Annotated in this window: 30 protein-coding genes; 11 read left to right on the forward strand and 19 right to left on the reverse strand. The window is 61.9% G+C overall.

Annotated features, from left to right (window positions below; translation table 11 throughout):
- Nucleotides 1-141: 141 nt before the first annotated feature.
- The 4 genes from AC0L2Z_RS16125 to AC0L2Z_RS16140 all read right to left on the reverse strand — a co-directional run bounded on the left by AC0L2Z_RS16125 (nt 142) and on the right by AC0L2Z_RS16140 (nt 3323).
- A complete protein-coding gene (locus tag AC0L2Z_RS16125; protein ID WP_473628713.1) occupies nt 142-606 on the reverse strand; it encodes a hypothetical protein in 465 nt (154 codons plus the stop codon).
- Between the two features lie 64 nt (nt 607-670).
- A complete protein-coding gene (locus AC0L2Z_RS16130; protein WP_473628714.1) occupies nt 671-1768 on the reverse strand; it encodes a helix-turn-helix transcriptional regulator in 1098 nt (365 codons plus the stop codon).
- A gap of 267 nt (nt 1769-2035) precedes the next feature.
- A complete protein-coding gene (locus AC0L2Z_RS16135) occupies nt 2036-2176 on the reverse strand; it encodes a DUF1127 domain-containing protein (protein WP_023797054.1) in 141 nt (46 codons plus the stop codon).
- Between the two features lie 133 nt (nt 2177-2309).
- A complete protein-coding gene (locus AC0L2Z_RS16140) occupies nt 2310-3323 on the reverse strand; it encodes an NAD(P)H-quinone oxidoreductase (protein ID WP_473628716.1) in 1014 nt (337 codons plus the stop codon).
- A gap of 194 nt (nt 3324-3517) precedes the next feature.
- Between AC0L2Z_RS16140 and AC0L2Z_RS16145 the strand changes: the two genes are divergently transcribed.
- The 3 genes from AC0L2Z_RS16145 to AC0L2Z_RS16155 all read left to right on the forward strand — a co-directional run bounded on the left by AC0L2Z_RS16145 (nt 3518) and on the right by AC0L2Z_RS16155 (nt 5366).
- The gene (locus tag AC0L2Z_RS16145; RefSeq protein WP_091593307.1) at nt 3518-3712 is read left to right on the forward strand and encodes a DUF1192 domain-containing protein; all 195 of its coding nucleotides are present in this window, start codon (nt 3518-3520) and stop codon (nt 3710-3712) included.
- Between the two features lie 87 nt (nt 3713-3799).
- Nucleotides 3800-5047 (forward strand): MFS transporter, encoded by a 1248-nt coding sequence (locus AC0L2Z_RS16150; RefSeq protein WP_027152976.1) that lies wholly within the window; start codon nt 3800-3802, stop codon nt 5045-5047.
- A gap of 31 nt (nt 5048-5078) precedes the next feature.
- Nucleotides 5079-5366: an ArsR/SmtB family transcription factor gene (locus tag AC0L2Z_RS16155; protein ID WP_254019480.1), complete on the forward strand. Its 288-nt coding sequence runs from the start codon at nt 5079-5081 to the stop codon at nt 5364-5366.
- A gap of 106 nt (nt 5367-5472) precedes the next feature.
- Here AC0L2Z_RS16155 and AC0L2Z_RS16160 read toward each other — a convergent pair whose 3' ends face one another.
- From AC0L2Z_RS16160 to AC0L2Z_RS16175, 4 genes are all read right to left on the reverse strand, one after another.
- Nucleotides 5473-6081 carry a glutathione S-transferase family protein gene (locus AC0L2Z_RS16160; RefSeq protein WP_027152974.1) on the reverse strand — a complete coding sequence of 203 codons (609 nt, stop codon included), beginning with the start codon at nt 6079-6081 and terminating at the stop codon, nt 5473-5475.
- A gap of 43 nt (nt 6082-6124) precedes the next feature.
- Nucleotides 6125-6580: an SRPBCC family protein gene (locus AC0L2Z_RS16165; protein ID WP_473628717.1), complete on the reverse strand. Its 456-nt coding sequence runs from the start codon at nt 6578-6580 to the stop codon at nt 6125-6127.
- Between the two features lie 10 nt (nt 6581-6590).
- Nucleotides 6591-6935, reverse strand: a complete 345-nt coding sequence (locus AC0L2Z_RS16170; protein ID WP_027152973.1) for an ArsR/SmtB family transcription factor — start codon at nt 6933-6935, stop codon at nt 6591-6593.
- 136 nt (nt 6936-7071) lie between these two features.
- The gene (locus tag AC0L2Z_RS16175; RefSeq protein ID WP_473628719.1) at nt 7072-7923 is read right to left on the reverse strand and encodes an alpha/beta fold hydrolase; all 852 of its coding nucleotides are present in this window, start codon (nt 7921-7923) and stop codon (nt 7072-7074) included.
- Between the two features lie 100 nt (nt 7924-8023).
- On the opposite strand from AC0L2Z_RS16175, the gene AC0L2Z_RS16180 reads away from it, so the two are divergent.
- Both AC0L2Z_RS16180 and AC0L2Z_RS16185 read left to right on the forward strand, forming a co-directional pair.
- Nucleotides 8024-8551 carry a winged helix-turn-helix transcriptional regulator gene (locus AC0L2Z_RS16180; RefSeq protein WP_473628721.1) on the forward strand — a complete coding sequence of 176 codons (528 nt, stop codon included), beginning with the start codon at nt 8024-8026 and terminating at the stop codon, nt 8549-8551.
- Nucleotides 8552-8630: 79 nt separating this feature from the next.
- The gene (locus AC0L2Z_RS16185) at nt 8631-8864 is read left to right on the forward strand and encodes a hypothetical protein (protein WP_473628722.1); all 234 of its coding nucleotides are present in this window, start codon (nt 8631-8633) and stop codon (nt 8862-8864) included.
- Nucleotides 8865-9007: 143 nt separating this feature from the next.
- Here AC0L2Z_RS16185 and AC0L2Z_RS16190 read toward each other — a convergent pair whose 3' ends face one another.
- From AC0L2Z_RS16190 to AC0L2Z_RS16200, 3 genes are all read right to left on the reverse strand, one after another.
- Nucleotides 9008-9409: a hypothetical protein gene (locus AC0L2Z_RS16190; RefSeq protein ID WP_091593310.1), complete on the reverse strand. Its 402-nt coding sequence runs from the start codon at nt 9407-9409 to the stop codon at nt 9008-9010.
- Between the two features lie 243 nt (nt 9410-9652).
- Entirely contained in the window at nt 9653-9835 is a 183-nt protein-coding gene (rpmF, locus tag AC0L2Z_RS16195; protein WP_006203806.1) for a 50S ribosomal protein L32, read from the reverse strand.
- A gap of 137 nt (nt 9836-9972) precedes the next feature.
- Nucleotides 9973-10743, reverse strand: a complete 771-nt coding sequence (locus AC0L2Z_RS16200; protein WP_027152969.1) for a biosynthetic peptidoglycan transglycosylase — start codon at nt 10741-10743, stop codon at nt 9973-9975.
- A 79-nt stretch (nt 10744-10822) separates the two neighbouring features.
- On the opposite strand from AC0L2Z_RS16200, the gene AC0L2Z_RS16205 reads away from it, so the two are divergent.
- Nucleotides 10823-11740 (forward strand): polyprenyl synthetase family protein, encoded by a 918-nt coding sequence (locus tag AC0L2Z_RS16205; protein WP_473628723.1) that lies wholly within the window; start codon nt 10823-10825, stop codon nt 11738-11740.
- A 25-nt stretch (nt 11741-11765) separates the two neighbouring features.
- Here the strand turns inward: AC0L2Z_RS16205 and AC0L2Z_RS16210 are convergent, their stop codons facing one another.
- From AC0L2Z_RS16210 to AC0L2Z_RS16240, 7 genes are all read right to left on the reverse strand, one after another.
- Nucleotides 11766-12656, reverse strand: coding sequence for a LysR family transcriptional regulator (locus tag AC0L2Z_RS16210; RefSeq protein ID WP_036262160.1), 891 nt, complete (start codon nt 12654-12656; stop codon nt 11766-11768).
- A gap of 293 nt (nt 12657-12949) precedes the next feature.
- Entirely contained in the window at nt 12950-13687 is a 738-nt protein-coding gene (locus AC0L2Z_RS16215; protein WP_473628724.1) for a class I SAM-dependent methyltransferase, read from the reverse strand.
- Between the two features lie 7 nt (nt 13688-13694).
- Entirely contained in the window at nt 13695-14003 is a 309-nt protein-coding gene (locus AC0L2Z_RS16220; RefSeq protein WP_473628726.1) for a phosphotransferase-like protein, read from the reverse strand.
- Nucleotides 14004-14019: 16 nt separating this feature from the next.
- Nucleotides 14020-14247, reverse strand: a complete 228-nt coding sequence (locus tag AC0L2Z_RS16225) for a phosphotransferase-like protein (RefSeq protein WP_473628727.1) — start codon at nt 14245-14247, stop codon at nt 14020-14022.
- A 46-nt stretch (nt 14248-14293) separates the two neighbouring features.
- Complete coding sequence (locus AC0L2Z_RS16230) at nt 14294-15166, reverse strand: lytic transglycosylase domain-containing protein (RefSeq protein ID WP_473612109.1); 873 nt, start codon at nt 15164-15166, stop codon at nt 14294-14296.
- Between the two features lie 4 nt (nt 15167-15170).
- Nucleotides 15171-16424: a flavodoxin-dependent (E)-4-hydroxy-3-methylbut-2-enyl-diphosphate synthase gene (gene ispG, locus AC0L2Z_RS16235; protein WP_473628728.1), complete on the reverse strand. Its 1254-nt coding sequence runs from the start codon at nt 16422-16424 to the stop codon at nt 15171-15173.
- A 376-nt stretch (nt 16425-16800) separates the two neighbouring features.
- Nucleotides 16801-16986: a YdcH family protein gene (locus AC0L2Z_RS16240; protein WP_023797036.1), complete on the reverse strand. Its 186-nt coding sequence runs from the start codon at nt 16984-16986 to the stop codon at nt 16801-16803.
- Nucleotides 16987-17226: 240 nt separating this feature from the next.
- On the opposite strand from AC0L2Z_RS16240, the gene AC0L2Z_RS16245 reads away from it, so the two are divergent.
- Nucleotides 17227-17430 (forward strand): YdcH family protein, encoded by a 204-nt coding sequence (locus AC0L2Z_RS16245; RefSeq protein ID WP_023797035.1) that lies wholly within the window; start codon nt 17227-17229, stop codon nt 17428-17430.
- A 33-nt stretch (nt 17431-17463) separates the two neighbouring features.
- Here AC0L2Z_RS16245 and AC0L2Z_RS16250 read toward each other — a convergent pair whose 3' ends face one another.
- Entirely contained in the window at nt 17464-18267 is an 804-nt protein-coding gene (locus AC0L2Z_RS16250) for an IclR family transcriptional regulator (protein ID WP_473628730.1), read from the reverse strand.
- A gap of 123 nt (nt 18268-18390) precedes the next feature.
- Between AC0L2Z_RS16250 and AC0L2Z_RS16255 the strand changes: the two genes are divergently transcribed.
- From AC0L2Z_RS16255 to AC0L2Z_RS16270, 4 genes are all read left to right on the forward strand, one after another.
- Entirely contained in the window at nt 18391-19266 is an 876-nt protein-coding gene (locus AC0L2Z_RS16255; RefSeq protein WP_031254072.1) for a transporter substrate-binding domain-containing protein, read from the forward strand.
- Nucleotides 19267-19336: 70 nt separating this feature from the next.
- Entirely contained in the window at nt 19337-20002 is a 666-nt protein-coding gene (locus AC0L2Z_RS16260) for an amino acid ABC transporter permease (protein ID WP_473628731.1), read from the forward strand.
- A 1-nt stretch (nt 20003) separates the two neighbouring features.
- Entirely contained in the window at nt 20004-20654 is a 651-nt protein-coding gene (locus tag AC0L2Z_RS16265; RefSeq protein WP_077380470.1) for an amino acid ABC transporter permease, read from the forward strand.
- 4 nt (nt 20655-20658) lie between these two features.
- On the forward strand, nt 20659-21453 hold the full coding sequence (locus AC0L2Z_RS16270) for an amino acid ABC transporter ATP-binding protein (protein WP_031254069.1): 795 nt from the start codon (nt 20659-20661) through the stop codon (nt 21451-21453).
- Nucleotides 21454-21481 lie beyond the last annotated feature (28 nt).

The raw sequence follows: 21481 nt of genomic DNA on the forward strand, positions 1-21481 counted from the left end.
TTCTCGTTCGCCCGCGTTCCCGCGCGGGCGGTGGTTTTAGAGCCACCAAAATGGGAAAATCGCGGTTTATATAGCCGCTCCGTTGCCGTTCCGCAACGTTTTTGGAAGGTAGTCGCGAGATGGCGGGAGATATCGAACCTGTCAAGGCAGCCTTGTCGGCTTCAGCATCGCGCCTTCGGTGAGCCGCTCAGCGGCCGCGGCCGCTAGCCCGGCACGATCGGCACCGACGAGCCGAAGCCGCTTCCCATCGTTCGGTACTTCCGGCTGGGGTTTGTCACGGCGGCGGCAAATCCGGCCACCGCATTGTTTTTTGCATCCTCTGCGCTGAGCTTGAATATGCGCGGGCCAACCCAGATATCCGTGGTAGCGCTGGTTTTTGCCATTGCAATCGCCTGGTTTGGCCTTGTCGGCCTGGCTATTTCTCAGCCAGCCATGCGCGAATTCTACAACCGTTTCCGTAAGCCCGTGGACATCGTGCTGGGAGGCGCCTTGATAGCGATTGGTTTTGCCGCGCTTAGCCATTGAAGCGACAAATAGACGGCCTTTCCACCGATTTAATGCATGTCGCGCAAAAGTGTGCAGCGGTTTTGCGATAACGACATGCATAAAAACAACAACCTTAAGCGCGTCGCATGAGGCCGGTCGAACGCGACGCGCTTTAGGCCGATCGTCATCTGCGATTGAGCGGTTCTGTGCTCTTGAGCAAGGCGACGAGTTGGCTTTGCTGACTTGTCCCGGTCTTGGCGAAAATCCGTTCGAGATAGGTCCGGCCGGTCTTCACGGTGATCTTCAAGTCGGATGCCGCATCTTTCAAGGGTCGTCCCTGCGAAAGCGCGGCGGCCAGACGAGCCTCGGAGGGCGTCAGGTCGAACAGGCCCGCGAGCAGGGTTGGTGAAGGCACGACGGAACTGGCGCTTACCGCCGTCGCCGCAACCAGGATGTCCGCGCCGGAGAAAATATCATGTGCGGCGCGGCGCAGCGGCAAAAGATGGATGACCACAGCCGGCCGGCTTTCGTTCGCAGCAACAGGAATGGATCGGATCGCGAAATCGTTGCGGTTCTCGAGAATGGCCCGCTGGAAAAGCGCATTGGCGGAGGCATTGGCGATCGCCATGCCGCCATAGGCGGTTGGCAGAAACATCTCGGTCATTTCTTCCAGCAGGCTGTTGGCCGTCAGCACGCGTCCCGATGCAGCCATGACCGCGGCCGGCAGCCCGATGGTCTCGAGTGCCGAGACGTTCGCCCTGGCCTGTTCCAACCCCAATCGCGCCGAGACCATGCCGGCCCGCGCGAAATGCGGGCGAAGCTGGTCCAGCCGATCGACCGACGCCCGATCGTAGGTGCCATCCTTCATCCACCGTTGAAAGACGAAAGTGACGAGTTCGCCGCTCGGCATCGCAACTGCCGAACAAACGTGCGCGCCGATACCGGCCGCTCTCAGTTTTACCCGCACAGGATCGTTTTCGACCTCTTCGACTGTCAGGAAATCTTCGACCTGAACGAAGCTCGCCGGCTGCATGCTGCACATACGCTGGGTGGCGTCAGAGAATTTCCAGGCGTCGCTGGCGACAAATTCGTCAAACAAGGATCGGATGGCGTTGCCCGAAGAAACGTCACTCAATCTGCCGCGGACCGGAGAATCGGCGCTGAACAGGAAGATGGCGCCAGTGGCCGAACCAGAAATACTGCCGGCAGATTCGAGCGTCTCCCCCCAAAGCTCCGGCACGAAAGCCGCCTCGTAGATCTTGTCCGTCAGATCGTCGAACATGGGCGCAAGCCTGTTTCAGAGTCAGCACGCTACTGGCCCGGATCAGCGCTCCCACCCTCTGACCTAGTCCCGCGCGATCAAAATGCCCACGCTGAAACTGGAGTCAACCGCAGATTGCGGTCGAGTTGTATTCGGATCTGGATAGTGGCCATCATAGCAGCCGCTGCTGTTGCCTCGGACTTCAAAACGACAAAACCCGCCGGACTGGTCCAGCGGGCTCGGAACCGGCGGCGGGAAATCCGCCTGCCTCGGCTCTTGCTTGGCGGATCAAAGCGTCTTGCGGGCGATCCTCTCGATGTCACCACGGTTGATGCCGAGGTCGTTGAGCTCGCGGGCGTTCAAGCGGTTCAGTTCGCGCACGGTTTCATTGTACATGCGCCAGTTACGGAAAGCACGGATCGGGTTCATGGTAGGTCCTCCATCGTTTCGATGCCGCTCAAATAGGCACCGCTGATGAAAAGTTGAACAGACGCTTTTGCATGGCGGCAATGCGTTTGTTGCATTGCGCAATTAAGGTTTTGTTCAGCTTGCTTGCCGACCGTCAGCCGACATCGAGCACGATCTTGCCGATGTGGTCGCCGTCCTCCATCCGCTCATGCGCCCGCCACGCCTCCCTGAGCGGAAAGATCATGTCCATGACCGGTGCTACCTTGCGGGTGCCGAGCAGCGGCCACACCTGCGCCTCCAGCGCCGCGGCGATCGCCGCCTTGAATTCGACGGTGCGCGGCCGCAGCATCGAGCCGGTGTGGGTGAGCCGCTTGGCCATCATCTTCGAGAAGTCGGTGCTTGCCACCGCCCCGCTCTGCGTGGCGATCTGGATGATGCGACCTTCCACCGCCGCGGCCTCGTAGTTTCGCGCCACATAGTCGCCGGCGACCATGTCGAGGATGACGTTGGCGCCCTTGCCGCCGGTCGCGTCCTTGACCGCCGCGACGAAGTCCTCCTCGCGGTAGTTGATCGCCCGGTCGGCGCCGAGCTTCAGACAGGCGTCACACTTCTCCTGGCTGCCGGCAGTGGTAATGACATGGGCGCCGAAGGCCGAGGCAAGCTGGATCGCCGTGGTGCCGATCCCGGACGAGCCGCCATGCACGAGCAGCGTCTCGCCGCTCTTCAGGGCGCCGCGTTCGAAGACATTATGCCAGACGGTGAAGTAGTTTTCCGGTACCGCCGCCGCTTCGGTGTGGGTAAAGCCGGCAGGCAGCGGCAGCACGCTGCCGGCATGCACCTTGACGTATTCGGCATAGCCGCCGCCGGGCGTCAGCGCGCAGACGCGGTCGCCGACGCGCCAGCGCGATATCTCGTCGCCAAGAGCGGCAACTTCGCCTGACGCTTCGAGGCCCGGCAGGTCCGACGCACCAGGCGGCGGCGGGTAGACGCCCTTGCGTTGCTGCACATCCGGCCGGTTGATACCGGCGGCGCGCACCCGGATCAGGATTTCGCCAGGTCCGGGCACCGGCACGTCGCGCGTTTCCGGTTTCAGCACCCGCGGTCCGCCGGGTTCCGAGATCGCGATGGCCGTCATCTTCGCCGGAATCTTGTCCTGTCCACTCGCCATGAATTTTTCCCGTCTCGCTTCGCCAGTTTCTTGCCGACTTGCCGGTTTTATTGCCGACTGTTTGCATCCATGCCCCTGCCCTATGTATGCTCATTGCCAAATCAGGCAAATGGCCACTGCAGCGCCGGGCGTGCGATTGGACGCGCCAAGGACGCTGTAGCCGTTTAATTTTGACGCATGAGCGAGGAGCGACGATGGCGATCTTCGATGACGAACCCAAAAAGAAAGCGCGCCCGCATGAGATCGGGCAGGATCTGTCGCTGCTTTCCGTCGATGAACTGTCCGAGCGGATCGGCATCTTGCGCGACGAGATCGCCCGGCTCGAAGCCGAGCTCAAGACCAAGGGCACCACCAAATCAGCGGCCGAGGCGCTGTTTCGCCGCGAATAGTTTCCAGAGCCGAACCGCCCGCCGCCGAAAAGCTCGAATGCGGCTGTCTTCAGATCCTCCCTAGATTCCAGCCGGATCAGCTAAATGATGTTTGCAAGCTACCGACCGATCCTCTCGCTGCTTCGGGGCACCGCTTTCCTGCTGGCGGCGACCGGGCTGCACGGGCTGTTGTTGCCGTTGCGCGGCCAGTTGGAGGGTTTCTCGACCGCATCGCTCGGCCTGATGGGCACGGCCTGGGCCGGCGGCTTCGTCACCGGCTGCTTCTTTGCGCCGCGCCTGGTGCGCCGCGCCGGTCACGTACGCGCTTTTGGCGCCTTTGCGGCATCGGGAGCCATCGTCGCACTGCTCACCGGCCTGATCATCGACGAATATATCTGGATCCTGCTGCGCGCCTTCACCGGCTTCACCATGGCCGGCGCCTTCATGATCATCGAAAGCTGGCTCAACGAGAAGTCCACCAACGAGAACCGCGGCGCCGTCTTCGGGCTTTACATGATGGTCACCTATGCCTCGATCATGGGCGGCCAGATGATCGTTGCCGGCGGTGACGTGAAGTCGGCCTCGCTGTTCATGATCACCGGTATCCTGTTCTGCCTGTCGCTCATTCCGACCGCAGTGTCGACGGCTTCGCATCCCAAGCCGCTGCAGGACGTCTCGCTCGACGTCAAGGGGCTCTATGTCAATTCGCCGGTGTCGGCGATCGCCTGCGTTCTGATCGGCGTCGCCAACGGCGCCTGGGGCACGCTTGGCGCTGTCTATGGCGCCCGCATCGGCATTTCCACGGCCGAGATCGCGCTGATGATGAGCCTGGTGGTCGTCGCCGGCGCCGCCATGCAGCTTCCGGCCGGGCGTCTCTCCGACAAGACCGACCGCCGCTTCGTGCTGGCGGGCCTGGCCTTCGGCGCGGCGCTGTTCGCCCTGGCGCTGTTCCTGTTCGAGCCGCGCTCCGGCGTCTTCGTCATCGTCTGCACCGCCGCCTACGGGGCCTTTGCCTACACGCTTTATTCGATCGCGGTGGCCCATGCCAACGACCACGCCCGGGCGGAGGATTTCGTCAAAGTGTCCGGCGGCCTGCTGCTGCTCTATGGTTTCGGCACGATGATCGGGCCGCTGCTGGCCGCCGGCCTGATGGGCTGGATGCGTCCGGAAAGCCTGTTCCTTGCAACGGCCCTCGCGCATCTTTGTCTGGCAGGCTATACGCTGCTGCGCATCAGCCGGCGCGCACCGGTGCCAATCGAAGACCGCGACGCCTTCAAGACGCAACCGGCCGAGCGTTCGATCACCCCGGAAGCCTTGCGGCTGGATCCGCGCAGAAAGCCTGAAACCAACGGTTGAGATTTGGAAAACTTTGCCTCACAAATAAGGCATGATGTTTTCCGACGCCTTCATGGCGATTGCCGACCCCAACCGGCGCTATCTCTTGGAAGAGCTTCGGCGCGGCCCGAAGACTGTCAACGAACTGGCCGCCGGGTTGCCGGTCTCGCGCCCGGCGGTTTCGCAGCATCTGAAAGTGCTGCTCGACGCCGGGCTGGTCAACGCCAAGCCGGAAGGGACAAGGCGCGTCTATACGGTCAGCAGTGCCGGCTTCCTGAAGCTCAACATCTGGCTCGACCAGTTCTGGGAAGTCGAGCAGCTTGGCTCGCCCGGAAGCTGAGGTGCGCCGTCGCATCTTTGCCAGTAGACAGGCATGGCGAAGCTCCTCTGGATCCAGGTGCTGGCGCTGAGCCGCACATCTCATTGAAACAATGTCAGACACCGGCCTAAGCGTTCCAGCTTGGACGTTTCTGAACGCGGTCGAGCCAATGATGGACATTGACGAGCGAGTCCGGGATGTCGGCTCCGAAGAAGGCGCCAAGCCACGCTGCGACGGCGGCGGTGATGTCGGCGACGGAGTACTGGTCGCCCGCGATGAACGGGCGGCCATCGGCGATCTCGCGGTCAAGCCACGCCCACTTTGCCGGAACGGCTTCGCGCTGGGTTTCGGCGAAAGCCGGGAACTGCACAAGCCGCTCCGCAAACATGGGATCGGAATGCAGCGCAATGCTGCCGATCGTTCCGAAGATCTCGATCTCGGCGCGGCGGTTCCACATCTCGACCTTGCCTTGGCTGACCGCGTCCGAGCCGAACAGTGCCGGCGTTGGATGAAGCGCCTCCAGATAGCGGCAGATGGCGATGCTTTCGGTGATCACCGTGCCGTCATCGAGCACGAGCACGGGAATCTGGCCGAGTGAGTTGAGCTCAAGGAATTGCGGGGTTTTGTGCTCGCCTTTTGTCAGATCGACATCAACCCGCGGAACGTCGATGCCTTTCTCAGCCATGAAGATACGAACGCGATAAGAATTCGGACCAATGCCGCAGTAGAGTTTCATCATATCCTCCCGATTGTGTGGTCTTTGGTTCAGGCCGTGGCGCTCACGCGCATTCCAGCCGCAGGTTGTCGAGCATCTGGCTCCAGCCAGCCTGATGGTTTTTGGGCTGATCATGGCCGTCAAGAAAGGCGCCTTGCTCGGTCATCACCAGCCGGCAGCCTGTGCCTTCCGGACTGAATTCAACCGTCAGCAGGCCGACAAACAATCGCTGGCCGCTGCTGGTCATGCCACCAGCCGAGACGATGCGCTGGTCGCGCACGATGTCGAGGTAGCGCGTCTCGTTCACATAACTCTCGCCATCCTTGGGTCCGAAACGGCTGAGCGCAATGCCGCCCACTTGGAACTCGAAGCGGTCAATGCTGCTTTCCCAACCCTCGCCGGGCGAGCCCCAGCGCTGCAATGCGGCGGGATCGGACCAAGCGGCGAACACCCGCGCCGGCGAAGCGTCGTAGCTGCGTTCGAGCACTATGGTCGAATGGATGACGGAGCGTTCGCTCATGTTGGCCTCCTCAATTTCCTTCGGTTTCGTCTTTGGTTTCCGCAAGAAAGCCGCCGAGCCGGTCGAGCCGCTGTTCCCAACTCAGGCGCCGTTCGTTGATCCAGTGTTCGGCGGTCCTCAGCGCCCTCGGCTCGAGCTGGCAGGTGCGCACCCGGCCGAGCTTTTCGGTGCGGACGAGACCGCTCGCCTCGAGCACGTTCAGGTGCTGGACGACCGCCGACAGCGACATCGCCAGCGGCTCGGCCAACTGGCTGACCGATGCGGGGCCGCACGACAGCCGCTCCACCATGTGCCGCCGCGCCGGGTCGGCGAGCGCCTGGAACATCAGGTCGAGCTGGGCGGTATCGTGCAGCATCGGGCTTGATCGTTGTTGTAGGGGAAGTTTCAAATAGGGCTGCGCTTCCTCGATCACGCGGGCCACAGACGGCCGCAGCGAACACTGAAGCGATTACTTAACTATTGCCGATGGTGTGTCAAGGTCCGCTCCGCGCTTACCTGGCTTGGCTATGGGCGACGATGGCATCAACGATCGCGGCCCAATCGTCGGGATGCAGTTCGTGGCCGCCGCCTTCAATGCGGACCAGCCTGGCGCCGGCAACTGCTTCGGCCAGAGCGACGCCATGCTCGACCGGAAAGATCGGATCGTCGGTGCCGTGGATGACGAGGAGCGGAACCTTCAAGTCGTGCAGGCCACCCTTGCAATCCTCGCTGCCCCGATCCTCGCCGGTCTTGAGCATGAAATGATTGGTCGCGCTTAAAAAACCGCCGGACCGGTCGTAGTCCTGTTCGACGAAGGCCCTCGTCCGCTTCTGGTCGAAGGGATGCGCGGTGCCGGCGATCGCATGTGCGTCCTTGACGATGTAGGCGACCACCTGGGCTCGGTCCGACCAGTCGACCTTGGCGCCTTCGGCCGAATGCTTCATATAGGCTTCGGTCGTCCCTGGCAGATGCGAGGTGTCGATCCCGATTGGCGAAGTGCTGATCGCCGTTAGCGAGAGGATCCGCGACGGATGTTTCAACGCCACAAGCTGTGCGATCATGCCGCCCATCGACATGCCGACGACATGCGCTTTCGCGATGCCATGATTGTCGAGGACGCGGATGGCGTCGTCCACCATGTCGTCAAAAGTGTAAGGCGGTTCGCCCGGCGCATATTTGGTCGAACGGCCGGTATCGCGATTGTCATAGCGGATCACGAACCGGCCGTTGCCGGCCAGTTTCCGGCAGAACGCCTCAGGCCACCAGAGCATCGAAGCCATCGCGCCCATAATCAGCAGCATCGGCGGATGCGCGGGATCGCCAAACGTCTGCGACGCGATTTCGGGTTCCGCTGCCTTGGTCATGGTCGCCGTCTCCTCTCTGCAAAACCGATTGCATTTCGCAATCAGTTGCACGATAATAAAACTGATATGATGATGCAACCGGTTTCTGTCGGAGATTCGCATGAGCATCGATCATCGTTCTGGGTGCCCGATCAACCTGTCGCTTGAAGTGTTCGGCGACCGGTGGAGCCTGATCATCCTCCGCGACATGATTTTCGGCGGCAAACGCCACTTTCGCGACCTGCTCAACGGGTCATTGGAACGCATCGCTTCCAACATCCTCGCCGATCGGCTGAAGCGGCTGATGGAACTCGGCATGCTGACCAGGGCCGACGATCCCACCCACAAGCAGAAGGCGATCTACAGCCTGACCGAAATGGCGATAACGCTGGTGCCGATCCTGGCGCATCTCGGCGCCTGGGGTCGCGTCTGGCTGCCGGTCAGCGAGGAGCTCTCGATCCGCGCCGAGCTTCTGGAAAAGGGCGGCCCGCCGATGTGGGAAAAGTTCATGGACGAACTGCGCCACGAACATCTGGGCACGCCTTCCGACACGCCGCCGGATGCCACCGTGCGTGCGACGTTGCAGGCCGGATACGAGGCGGTTGTCGCCCAAAAGGCGCCGGGCGCCGGGTGCGATGCCGGCGCCTGACCAACTTATTTTCCCCATCGCAGGGCGGCTCTGCTATTAAAGCCATTGAAAACTATAATTTACGGGATTGGAAAAGCCCTTGGTTGAGAACTCTAAGGATACTGCCCGCGCGCGGGCCGATTTGCGTTTCAAGAAGCAGGAAGAGGCAGCCACGGTTCGTCAGAAGGCGATGGCGGAATATGTCGCTGAGAGCGATGCCCGCCAGATAAAGACCAACAAGCTGAGGGCGCTCCGCCTTGCCAAGGAAGCGGAAGACCTCGCCAATGCGCTGGCTGCTCCGGTGAAGAAGCCGACACGCGCCAAGAAAAAATAGCGGTCCGGCGTGTCAGGCGGGCCTGTCCTGCCGTCGGCAGGTGCTGACAACGAGGCGGCTGCTTCACCGCCTTTTAAATGTCGTTACAGCAAAACCGCTGCGCACCCTCGTTCAAGCCCGAAGCATGCTTTGCGCGACATGCATTAGCTCATGGTTATGTCGCGGCTGGCTGCTCGCATCGATACTGAGAAGCCGGCCAGGACATCGACCAGTGCGATGACCATCAAAATGAAGAAAACCGAGTGCGCCGCGCCCTTCACCAGCAGGAACTCGACCAGGAACGCCACGAAGACGAAGGTCGACAACAGGTGGTCCATGATCGAGGCGCTCGTCGTGCGCGTCGATTTCAAGATTTCGACGAAGAAGAGAAGCAGCCCGATCAGCACGATCAGATCGCCGAGCGTCATCGAGAACACTCCGCCCGACATCATGCGGATCGAGAACATTTGAATTGCCCAGGGATCGTCGCCGCCGCCGAATATTCCCAGAAGCCCAAGATTATAGAGGACGAAGGGTACGATCAGCAGCGGGATGGCACCGAACATCAGAAGGCTCCGGTTGGACAGCCTTCTCTAGTATGCGCTCGGCGTTCGCCGTCAAGAATTTTCGCATGCGACCGCGAACACGGACAAAGACCGTGCGAAATAACAGTACCAGCCGGTACGGCTGCCATAGGCATGGCTGCTGGCATATTTGACAACAATTCGAGGGGCGATCATCTGCGCAAAACGCAGAAAGACCGGCGCGATGGCCGGTCCTTCGATAGTCACAAGCCGTCGAAAGCGTTCTCAGCTTTCCTTCGGCTCCAGAACCTGGCGACCGCGATACATGCCGGTCTTCAGGTCGATATGGTGCGGGCGGCGCATCTCGCCGGAATTCTTGTCCTCGACATAGGTCGGGGCCTTCAGCGCATCGGCCGAGCGGCGCATGCCGCGCTTCGACGGGGAGGTTTTTCGTTTCGGTACGGCCATGGATATGCTCCACTACATGGTCAAAATGCCCCGGCTGCCCTCGTGAAAGGGCCGCGTCAGGGCCGGAATCTGAGAAAGTCGGGTGCCTATACACGCCCTGCGCCGTTTTGGCCAGCGCCGTCGCGAATTTTTTTAAGCTATCGCAGACAGCCGACATAGGCGCCGGACCGACCCGCGCGCCGCTCGATCAGCGAGGCCAGCCGTCTCAGCCCCGGCCCGGGCTTCGCCGGGTTGCGGGCGATCGGGTTCGGCAGGGTGACGGCAAGCAGCGCCGCCTGGCGACGCGACAATCGTTTTGCCGAAACCCCGAAATGGTGCTGGGCGGCGGCCTCGATGCCATAGATGCCCGGCCCCCATTCAGCGATATTGAGATAGATTTCCATGATGCGCCGTTTCGACATCACCATGTCGACATAGACGGCCAGCGGCAGCTCGACGACTTTCCGGACCGAGCCCAGCGGCCGTGACCACAGATAGAGGTTCTTGACGCTCTGCATGGTGATGGTCGAGGCGCCGCGCGTCATCTCGCCGGCCAGCGCGTCGTCGACGACGCCCCTCAATTCGCCGAGGTCGATGCCGCGATGGAAACAGAACTGCCCGTCCTCCGACATGATGACCGAATGTGCCAGCGCCGGCGCCACATCGTCAATCGAGACCCAGCGCCGGTCATAGCCGGAAAACGTCGCCAGATCCTTCAGCATCAGTGTCGATACCGGATGCACGAACGGCGGCAGATACAGAAAGGTCAACACCACCGGCATCAGCGCCAGCACCACGGCGACGGAGATACCGCGCCGGACCCAGTGCCGAGGCCAACGTTTGAGACCGATGCGATTGCCGCGTTTCGGCCTCACCATGTCCAGCCCTTCGGTTTCGTGATCGACGATCGGTTCCGCCAAGCCGCTCAATCCATGCTGCTCCCTGCCCCCGGCATAATGGCGCTTGGCTTCTTGCGCAACGTCTGAGTGTCGGCTACCCGTCCCCGGCATGGCGAAAGAGGATCAAATACCGTTCGAGGCAGCGCTTCTCGCACGCACAGGGCCGATCGAGGCGCTGCTCAGGCGGTTGCTCGACGACCGCCCGCTTTCAGGCGAGATCGCGCGGCCGCAGCGTCTGATGGAGGCGATGCGCCACGGCGTGCTGAACGGCGGCAAGCGCCTGCGCCCTTTCCTGGTCATGGAAAGCGCCGCGCTGTTTTCCGCCGACGGCGAGGCGGCGCTGCGCGTGGCGGCGGCGCTCGAATGCGTGCATTGCTATTCACTGATCCATGACGATCTGCCGGCCATGGACGACGACGATCTGCGCCGAGGCCAGCCGACCGTTCACAAGGCCTTCGACGAGGCGACCGCCATCCTCGCCGGCGACGCCTTGCTGGCGCTCGCCTTCGACATCATTGCCGACGAAGCGACAATGCTGCCGGCCGAACGGCGGGCGGCGCTGGTGCTGGCGCTGGCCCGCGCCGCCGGAGCCGGCGGCATGGTCGGCGGCCAGATGCTCGATCTCGAAGCCGAGCGTATCCGGCCGGAGGAAGCCGGCATCATCCGGCTTCAGGCGATGAAGACCGGCGCGCTGATCCGCTTCGCCTGCGAGGCGGGCGCAATTGTTGCCGGCGCGCCGACGGCCGACCGTGAAAGACTGGCGGAATTCGGCTCGGCGATTGGGCTTGCCTTTCAACTTGCCGACGACCTGCTCGATCTGACGGCGGATGCGCGCCAGATGGGCAAGGCGACAGGCAAGGATGCAGCCGCCGGCAAGGCGACGCTGGTGGCGCTGCACGGCGCCAATTGGGCGCGGGACCAGCTTCAAGGCCTCGTCGACCAGGCCCACTCCTTGCTTTGTCCCTATGGCGAAGACGCCGTGCTTCTGAAGCAGGCAGCGGAATTCGTGGCGGCCCGCAACAGCTGACGCTGTTCCAAGCTGTATTCCCGTACTATGGCGCGCCGTGTAGCCAAGGAGGGTTGGCGAACTGTTCGGCCAGGAAATCCACGAACACGCGCACGCGCGGCGACAGAATTCGGCCAGGCGGATAGACAGCGCAGATTGGCGCTCCGTCAGGATGATTGTATCCGGTGAGCAGCGCGGTCAGTCTGCCTGCCTTGATATCCGGCCCGACCAATATCTCCGACATGCGGATTATACCTATACCGGCGAGCGCAAGCCGGCGTAGCGCTTCGGTGCTGTTGGCCTCTATCGGGCTGCGGATACGCATGCTTTGCAGACCGTCCGGGCCATCGAACTCCCAGATATTGAGACCACCGCGTGCTGTGACGCCAAGACAGACATGACCTTGAAGGTCGTCTGGCGTTGTCGGCATGCCATGTCTTTCGAGATATCGAGGTGATGCGCAAATGACACGGCGATTGGGCGCCAGCCGCCGCACCACCAGCCTCGAATCGCTGTGTGCGGCAACGCGCACGGCGACGTCGGTTTCCTCAGCCAACAGGTCGACAATCGCATCTGTGAACATCAGCTCGAGCTCGACGGCCGGGTAGCGATCGATGAAGGCTGGCAACATCGGCACGATCAAGCGATGGCCGAAGGCGCTCGGAAGACTGACGCGCAGCCGGCCGCGCGGTTCTGCTCCGGGTTGAACCGCGATTTCAGCCTCTTTGATGTCGTTCAGGATGCGGCGAGCGCTTTCGGCATAGGTGCTGCCTTCCGCCGTCAAGCTGATGCGCCGCGTCGAGCGCTGCAGCAAGCGCACGCCAAGGCGGGACTCAAGCCGACCGATGATTTTGCTGACGGCCGAAGGTGTCATCCGCAGCCGGCGTGCCGCTGCCGAGAAGTCGCCTTCCTCGACAACTGCCAGGTACACACCCATCGTCTCTTGCCGGTCGATAATATCTATTCCAATTCGTCACAGATGAACGGAAACTATCACCGATTATCAGCAGATGCGAACCATAATATGTTTTCCTCTTCAGCATGCAAAATGCTGGCGAGGAGGTGCCATGAGTTCAGAACACGTAAACCTGCGAGATGCTCACGACGTGCATCAGTGGGCACGTCGTCAGCGCAGCGCCGCAATTGGGCGGTGGTGTCTTTGGCTTATCCGTACGCTCAATCGGTCACGTCAAGGAATGGGAAAACGCTCAAGGCGAAGCAACGTCCGGGCTAGCGCAGCCGGCCGATCGGAATGATTTCTGGCGATGTTGGAGCGTATGGCTCGCCACGCCAGTTGCCGAGCCATTCTTCGACGACCAGCCCGGCCCGATCCAGCATCTGCGCAAGGCTTTCCTTTGTCGGGAAGGCGATTTTCGATTCGGCGCTGAGCACGCGTCCGCTGCCGGGCATTTCGTAATGGGTCGAGTAAGTGACGACACCGGTACCGGAATCGTGGCGGAAATCGTTCCACGCTCTTACCGTGCCCAATTCGGGATGACTGAGTTCCCGTTGCGACCGTTCCGGCGTCCACTCGAGCCATTCCTGCGCGACTGGATTTCGCGTGTCGAAGATGAAGCGCCCATCGGGCGCCAGATGAGCGGCGATCGTGGCAAGCACCGCCTCTCGATCTTCTGCCGTGAGGAACACCTGGAAAGCGTGCCCGGTCAAAAGCACCAGATCGAAGCGTCGTCCGAGCCGGACGTTGCGCGCATCGGCCTCGACCCAGTCGACCCTCTGCCCGCCGGCTCTGCGGCGCGCGATATCGAGCATCGCCGGCGCGGGATCGACGCCGGTCACCCTGCGCCGATCGGCGAGCGCGGCGGCCAGCTGCCCGGTGCCACAGCCGAGATCGAGAACCGAGCCGGCGTCCCTGGTGAAGCCGACGCAATAATCGAAATCCACGCCGCCTTCGTTCTCGATATCGTAGAACTGGACGAGATCGGGATCGCTGTAGAGACGGTCGGACATCGCGGGCCTATAGCTGGAACTTTGCTTTTATGCGCCTGGCGCACTCCAGCGGCGTCAGCGTGCTGGTGTCAATTTCGAGATCGTAGCCGATATCCTTGTGCACGCGGTCATATTGCCAGCGCGCCAGCCCTGGCAAGCGGTCGGCCCGCTGGATTTCGCGGGCCTCGAGAACGTCCAGCGGAGCGAAGACGCCGACCAGGCGTAGATCAAAGCCCGACAGCAATCTCAGATACTCGGATATCTCGCCACCGCACAGCACGTCATCGACAATGAGGTTGTTGCCTTGTCCCGCCATCGCGGCGATGGCGTGCCGCATGCCTCGCAGGGTTCGCTCACCGACCGGCCCAACCCTGATGACTGACCTGGAACTTGCCGCTTTCCTCGATCACTTCATAGGCGAAACCGGCGGCATCATCCTGAAGGGCTTCGGGCAGCATGTCGATAAACGTATCCATCTGAACATGCAGGAAGGGCTCGGTGGTCATCGTCTGCAACGCCTTGGCGACCGAACTCTTGCCAGCGCTGCCGACGCCGTTGAGAAGGATGATCTTGGCGGTCATGTTTCCAGCACTTTCAGCGGCTGCGCGAGGCGCCGACATATCGCCTTTACCGATTCCGCACCACAATGCATGCACCGCCGACGCTTTGCAGTTTCCGGCAGATGTTGTCGGCCTTGGCTTTGGAGTCGGCGCCGATGCGGACAGCATAGATCCCGCGCCTGCCGATCGGCGAGCGCACCCGGCTGACCACCGGATCATGGCCCTTGAGCAAGGCCGGAAACCGGCGCTTCACGCCAGTCCATTGATTGAGCGCCGCGGCGCGGCGGAAATTGCCGGCCACCTGCACGCCCCACGGCTTGATGTTGATCGACGCCATGGCCACGGTTTGGGACTTGATGACCGGCAGTTTTCGGCAGGCGACCGCGAAGCTCGCTTTCTTGTCGAGCGGCTGGATGCTGCCGGCATAGGCGGTGTCGGTGAACCTGTCGGCCGGCTCGCCCATGATGTCCAGAACGTAGTTTTCGGTCTCCATCGGCAGGAAGCCGCCGGAACTCAGCCAGCGCGACACCCGGCTTTCGCCGGCATTGTAGGCGGCGGCGGCCAGGCCCAGATTGCCGAAGCCGGTTTTCATCTCGGCGAGATATTTTGCCGAAGCCGGGATGGCCTGCTCGATATCGAAGGAATTGGCGAGACCGCGTATCTTGGCGGTGCCCGGCATGAACTGGGCTATGCCTTCGGCGCCGACCGGACTGACCGCATTGGGATCGAAGCGGCTTTCCTTCCAGATCAGCCGGGCAAAGAAATCCTTGGGCAGGCCGTTTTGATCGGCATGCGCCTCGATCAGATTGCAAACCCGGTCGAGCAGCCGCTGCTTGGCGGGACGCGGCGGATCGGCGTGGACGGCTGTCGCCCAGCCCAGCCCACCAAGCAAAACCAATCCACCAAGCAAAATCGGCGTCGCCCAGGGGAAGCGCCGCATCGACCTACTCCGCCGCTGCCTTGCCAGGTTGCCCAAACCGCTGCTCGATATAGTCGGCGACCATTTTCTCGAAGTCGGCGGCGATCGAAGGGCCGCGCAGCGTCGCCGCCTTCCTGCCGTCGACGAATACCGGCGCCGTCGGCGTCTCGCCGGTGCCGGGCAGCGAAATGCCGATATCGGCATGCTTGGATTCACCTGGACCGTTGACGATGCAGCCCATCACCGCGACTTTGAGGTTTTCGACGCCGGGATATTTTTCACGCCACACCGGCATGTTCTTGCGCAGATCCGCCTGGATATCCTGCGCGAGTTCCTGGAACACGGTCGAGGTGGTGCGGCCGCAGCCGGGGCAGGCGGCGACGATCGGTACGAACTGCCGAAACCCCATGGTCTGCAGGAGTTCCTGCGACACTTGCACCTCGCGGGTGCGGTCGCCGTTCGGCTCCGGCGTCAGCGAGATGCGGATCGTGTCGCCGATGCCTTGCTGGAGAAGAATGCCCATCGCCGCGGACGAGGCGACGATGCCTTTCGAACCCATGCCGGCCTCTGTGAGGCCGAGATGCAGCGCGTGGTTGGAGCGGGTGGCAAGCTCGGTGTAGACCGCGATCAGATCCTGCACGCCGCTGACCTTGGCCGACAGGATGATCTTCTCGCGGCCAAGGCCGATCTCCTCGGCCATGTCGGCCGACAGGATCGCCGACTGCACGATCGCCTCGCGCGTTACCTCCTGCGCGGTCAGCGGAAAGCCCTGGCGCTGGTTGTCGTCCATCAGCCTGGTCAAAAGCTCCTGGTCGAGCGACCCCCAATTGACGCCGATGCGCACCGGCTTGTCGTGACGGATCGCCATCTCGACGATAGCTGCGAACTGCCGGTCCTTCTTGTCCTTGAATCCGACATTGCCGGGATTGATGCGGTATTTGGCCAGCGCCTCGGCGCAAGCCGGGTGGTCGGCGAGCAGCTTGTGGCCGATATAGTGGAAATCGCCGACCAGCGGCACATTGATGCCGAGCCGTTCGAGCCGCTCGCGGATGGCGGGCACGGCGGCGGCACTCTCGTCGCGATCGACGGTGATGCGCACGATCTCGGACCCGGCGCGATGCAGCGCCGCAACTTGAGCGACGGTCTTGTCGACATCGGCGGTGTCGGTGTTGGTCATCGACTGAACGACGACAGGGGCGCCCCCGCCGACCATCACGCCGCCGACGTCGACACCGACAGACGTGCGGCGCGAGAAGGGTGAAGAAAAATATCCGGTCATGGCCGGCTGCCCTTTGTTAGCGCCGAATTCCGGAATCGGTTTCCGGAAACAATCTGCGCAAAAATCAAAATACAGCGTCCATTGCGCGTCCGAAAGGAGGCGCGGCGCTATAGAAGGTCCCGGCATGAGGTGGAGGAGCAAAGATGGCTTGTCAATGGCGATAGGCAGGCAAACCTGTCAAATCGAACCGCCGGACAAACAGGGAAACGCTCCGGCGGCATTGGTTGCCACCGGAGAAGATGGTCGGGCAAAGCGCGCACTGTTCCCTGCATGAACCCGAAACCGAAAGGATTTTCGGAAAGGACCATGCGCCGAAATCAGAAGCACGACAGCGCCCTTTGCGCGTCCAAAGGACGCGCAGCGCCGTAGATGAGCGTCAGTGCGTGGTGGGTTTCGGCTTCGCCTTCAATTTCTCAATCTCGTCCTTGAGCGCCAGCTTGCGCCGCTTGAGATTCACGATTTCGAGGTCGTCGACCGATGGATGGTTCATCGCATCATCGATTTCGCGTTCGATGTCGCCGTGTTTCCGCTGCAGCTCATCAAGATGGGATGCAAGAGACATGATTGGTTCTCCCTTTCATGGTTTCCTCGATTGCAGCCGTCAAGGCGCGTCCCACCGCAATTTCGCTTCTGTGACGGCATAATGACAGTGTGCCACTATCGGGCACCGATGTCGAATGCTGCGTGGTAGCATTCCACGACAATACGAAATGTGGTATTGGCTGCGCGCCGGTGCAAGATACCTCCGGCCTCGCCCAATCAGGCCCATTTTTGGGCGCCGCAGACGTGCAGACGGTAAATAATGTCCGAACAGGAACAGGCCGATATCCGCCTCGAATATTCTCGGCTAAAGCAAGAACACGCCGATTTCGACGCGGCGATCAACGCGATGATCGCCATGGGCTGCGACCCTCTGCAGATCCAGCGCATGAAGAAGAAAAAGCTCTTCCTGAAAGACCGGCTGATGGCGCTGGAAGACCGGATCATCCCCGACATCATCGCGTGAGCGAATCCCACTTACGGTCGCGACAAATCCTGCTCATCCCGTGATCGAAAGCCTCGCGGCGCGTTCGCGCAGCAGGGCGATGAGATCGCCGGTCTTTTCCTCGGAAGTGTCGATGGGAACCACCAGGCATATCGTCGCCTCGACCTTGCCGGCAGCTGAAAAGACCGGCGCGGCAAGGCACTTTGTATAGGCGTCGACAAGACCGGAAGTCATACAGTAGCCGGCAGCCCCGGCCGTAGCGATATCTTCTATGAAGTCGTACAGCAGCAATCTGCGGCCATCCGGCAGGACGAGATCGTCTTCGGACACCATGTCTTCGATAACAGCCCGTTCGAAACCGGCGAGAAGCAACCGCCCGGAAGCGGTCCAGGGAAGCGGTATCTGCAGACCCGTGGCCGAACTGATCCGGAACGGCCTGGTGCCCGGGCTTGAATGGACAATCGTGTAGCGGCCGCTTTGCAGCATGCACAATTCGGAGGTCTCGCCTGTCTCGCGCGAAAGATCGTCGACTTCCTGACGCCCTCTCCTGAGCAGGTCGTTGCCGCGCACATAGTCCATTCCGTAGAGATAAAGCTTCTTCCCGAAATAGACGCGATTGCCGTCGCCGGCCATTTCCAGCAGGCCCGCATCCACGAGCGAGCGCACAAGCGTGTAGATCGTCGAGCGCGGCGCATTCACTCCCTTGGCGAGATCGCCAATCCCGATCGCTCGCTGGTTCGCATGAAGAAACTCCAGGATATGGAGCACGCGGTTGAGACCCTTCTCGCGGGAGCCCGCAATCCTGTCTTCGTCCGGACCAGCGTCCGGCCGAACTGCCAAGCCATTGCCATCTTGCATTGCTGATTCCTGGTGTTAGTATCTGTCTCGTACAGGATACATGTGTCTTTTGTAAGAGACAATCCAGCAGATTACCGATGCATGTATCGGCAAAGGGGAACACAACACGAAAAGGAGGTCGCCGTGAACGACACATCCAAAAGACGTGATTTTCTGAAACTGGCCGGGCTTGCAACGGCCGGAGTGGTGGGCGCAGCGACAACAGTCGATGTTCAGAAGGCGGCGGCGCAGGCGGCACCGGACAGCCTGCTGCGCACCGTTCTCGATCGCGGCAAGGTGATCGTCGGCACCGGCAGCACCAACGCGCCCTGGCACTTTGAAAACGATGCCGGCGAACTGGTCGGCATGGACATCACCATGGGGCGCATTCTTGCCAAGGGACTTTTCGACGATACGACCAAGGTCGAGTTCGTCATGCAGGATCCGGCCCAGCGCATTCCGAACGTGACCACCAACAAGGTCGACATTTCGATCCAGTTCATGACCATGACCGCCCAGCGCTCGCAGCTGATCCACTTCTCCCGGCCCTATTACGTCGAAGGCATCGCCTTGCTGACCCTTCCGAACGCCGAAAACAAGACCTTCGACAAGCTGCTTGCCGGCGGTTCGGCGACGCGGGTTTCCATTCTGCAGAATGTCGATGCCGAGGCAAATGTGCACATCGTCCTGCCGGAGTCGCAGGTGATGCAGATAGACACGCAGGCCAACGTGCTGCAGGCACTGGAATCGAAACGCGTCGACGCCGCCGCCGTCGATCTGTCGACGGTTCGATGGCTCGCCTCGCGCAATCCGGACAAATACTTCGATGCCGGCAAGAGCTGGTTCTCGATGCTTTACGGCGCCGCGCTTCGGCAAGGCGACCCCGACTGGCTGACCTTCGTCAACACGACCTTCACCACCGCCATGTTCGGCCATGAGACGGCGCTCTACGACGCTGCATTCAAGGACTATTTTGGACAGGAGCCGCCGGCGCGCCATCCCGGCTTCCCGGTCATCTGATGCAACCAGGCGGAAGGGCTTGCGCCCTTCCGCGGCTTATCGTCGACAGCCCTCGGTATGACAGGGACACATGGGCTATACCCTGAACTTCAACCTGATCTGGCGGCATTTCGACAAGCTTTGGGGCGGGCTGCTGCTCAGCCTCGAGCTGGCCGTGATCTCCATCGCGATCGGCATCCTCATCGGACTGCTTCTGGCGGTCTGGTACGTGTCGGCCGGGCGTGCGGTGCGGACCGTCATCGCCGCCTATGTCGAGTTCATCCGCAACGTGCCGCTGATCCTGCTCGTCTATCTCGTCTTCTACGGCCTGCCGACGGTGGTCGACATTGCCTACAGCGCGCAGACCTCGTTCATTGCCACGCTGTCGCTCTATAGCGGCGCTTATCTGGTCGAGGTGTTCCGCTCGGGGCTCGAAGCGGTTCCGCGCGGACAGCTCGACGCCGGCAAGGCGATCGGCCTGACGCCATGGCAAAGGCTGATCCATGTGCGCCTGCCGACGATGCTGCGCATAACGCTGCCCGCGCTTTCCAACACGTTCCTGTCGCTGTTCAAGGACACGTCCGTTGCTTCGGTCATTTCGGTGCCCGAGCTCACCTACGGCGCCCAGTGGATCAACTTCAACACCTTCCGCATCGTCGAGGTCTACCTTGTGGTGACGGCGATGTATCTCTTGACGGGCTACGCGCTTCTTTTTGCACTTCGGCTTGTCGAGCGCCGGTTCAGGGCAGCGCACTAGGATGCTTGGCCAGATCGCCTATGCCTTGCCCTTCCTGGCCCAGGGTTTTGCCGTGACGCTATGGGTGTCGCTGCTGGTCGTGGTGTTGTCGCTGGTCGCTGGCGTGATGATGGGCGTCGGCCTTGTCTATGGCCCGGCTCCGCTGCGCTGGGCAGTGCGCATTTTCAGCGATACCATTCGCGGCATTCCGATCCTGGTGCTCATCTTCTTCGTCTATTACGGCCTGCCTGCCGTCGGCCTCCATCTGGAATCCTTCTGGGCAGCCGTGCTGGCGCTCACCCTGTTCAAGACGGCGCAGGTCATCGAGTATCTGCGCGGTGCGGTCGGTTCCATACCGAAGGGGCAGTCCGAAGCGGCGATGGCGATCGGGCTGACCTTTCGCCAGCGACTGGCCTACGTCATCTTCCCGCAGGCGTTCAGGCGTTTCCTGCCGCCATGGATCAATGGCGTCACCGATGCGGTGAAGGGCAGCGCGCTGGTCTCGCTGCTCGGCATCACCGACCTGATGCACGCCATCAACCAGGTCATCGGCCGCACCTACGAAGCGATGCCGCTCTACATCCTCGGCGCGGTCATCTATTTCGCCGTCAATTACGCGCTCTCCCTGGCCAGCCGACGGTTGGAGCGGCGTTTCTCCTTCATCCGGGAATAGCAAGATGCCCATCGCCACGCCCGCCAATCCGGCGCTTCTCGATGTCTCCGAGGTTTCCAAATCCTTTGGATCCGTCGCGGTCCTGCGCTCCGTCAGCCTGCAGGTGACGCGCGGCGAGGTGGTGACTGTCATCGGGCCTTCCGGCAGCGGCAAGACCACGCTGCTGCGCTGCGTCAACTTCCTGGAGAGCTACGACAGCGGCTCCATCCGCATCGACGGCAAGGAGGTCGGCTTCCGCGATACGGGAACACGCCAGCGCCGCAGCGAGCGTGACCTGGCGAAGATGCGGGCCGAAACCGGGATGGTGTTCCAGAGTTTCAATCTGTTTCCGCATCTGACGGCGGCCGGCAACATCATGCTTGGCCTGCGCAAGGTGCGCGGCAAGAGCAGTACCGAGGCCCGCGCCATTGCCGAGCACTGGCTCGGCCGGGTCGGCCTTGCCCACAAGGCCGACAGCCTGCCGGCCGAGCTTTCCGGCGGCCAGCAGCAGCGTGTCGGCATCGCCCGCGCGGTGGCGATGGAGCCAAAAATCCTGCTTCTTGACGAGATAACCTCCGCGCTCGACCCGGAACTCGTCGGCGAGGTGCTCGAGGTCGTGCGCAGCCTGGCCGAGGACGGCATGACGATGGTGATGGTCACGCACGAGATGGCCTTTGCCCGCGATGCCTCGAGCCGAATCATCTTCATGGCAGATGGCGGCGTCAGCGCCGCAGGGCCGCCCGCCGAGATTCTGGGCGCGGAGATCGACAATGAGCGTCTCCGCAGTTTCCTGGCGCGGTTCCGTGCCTCGCATTTCTGACATCGGACGGCGAAAGCTGTCGCAAAGG

The sequence above is a fragment of the Mesorhizobium sp. WSM4850 genome, from assembly GCF_055811735.1.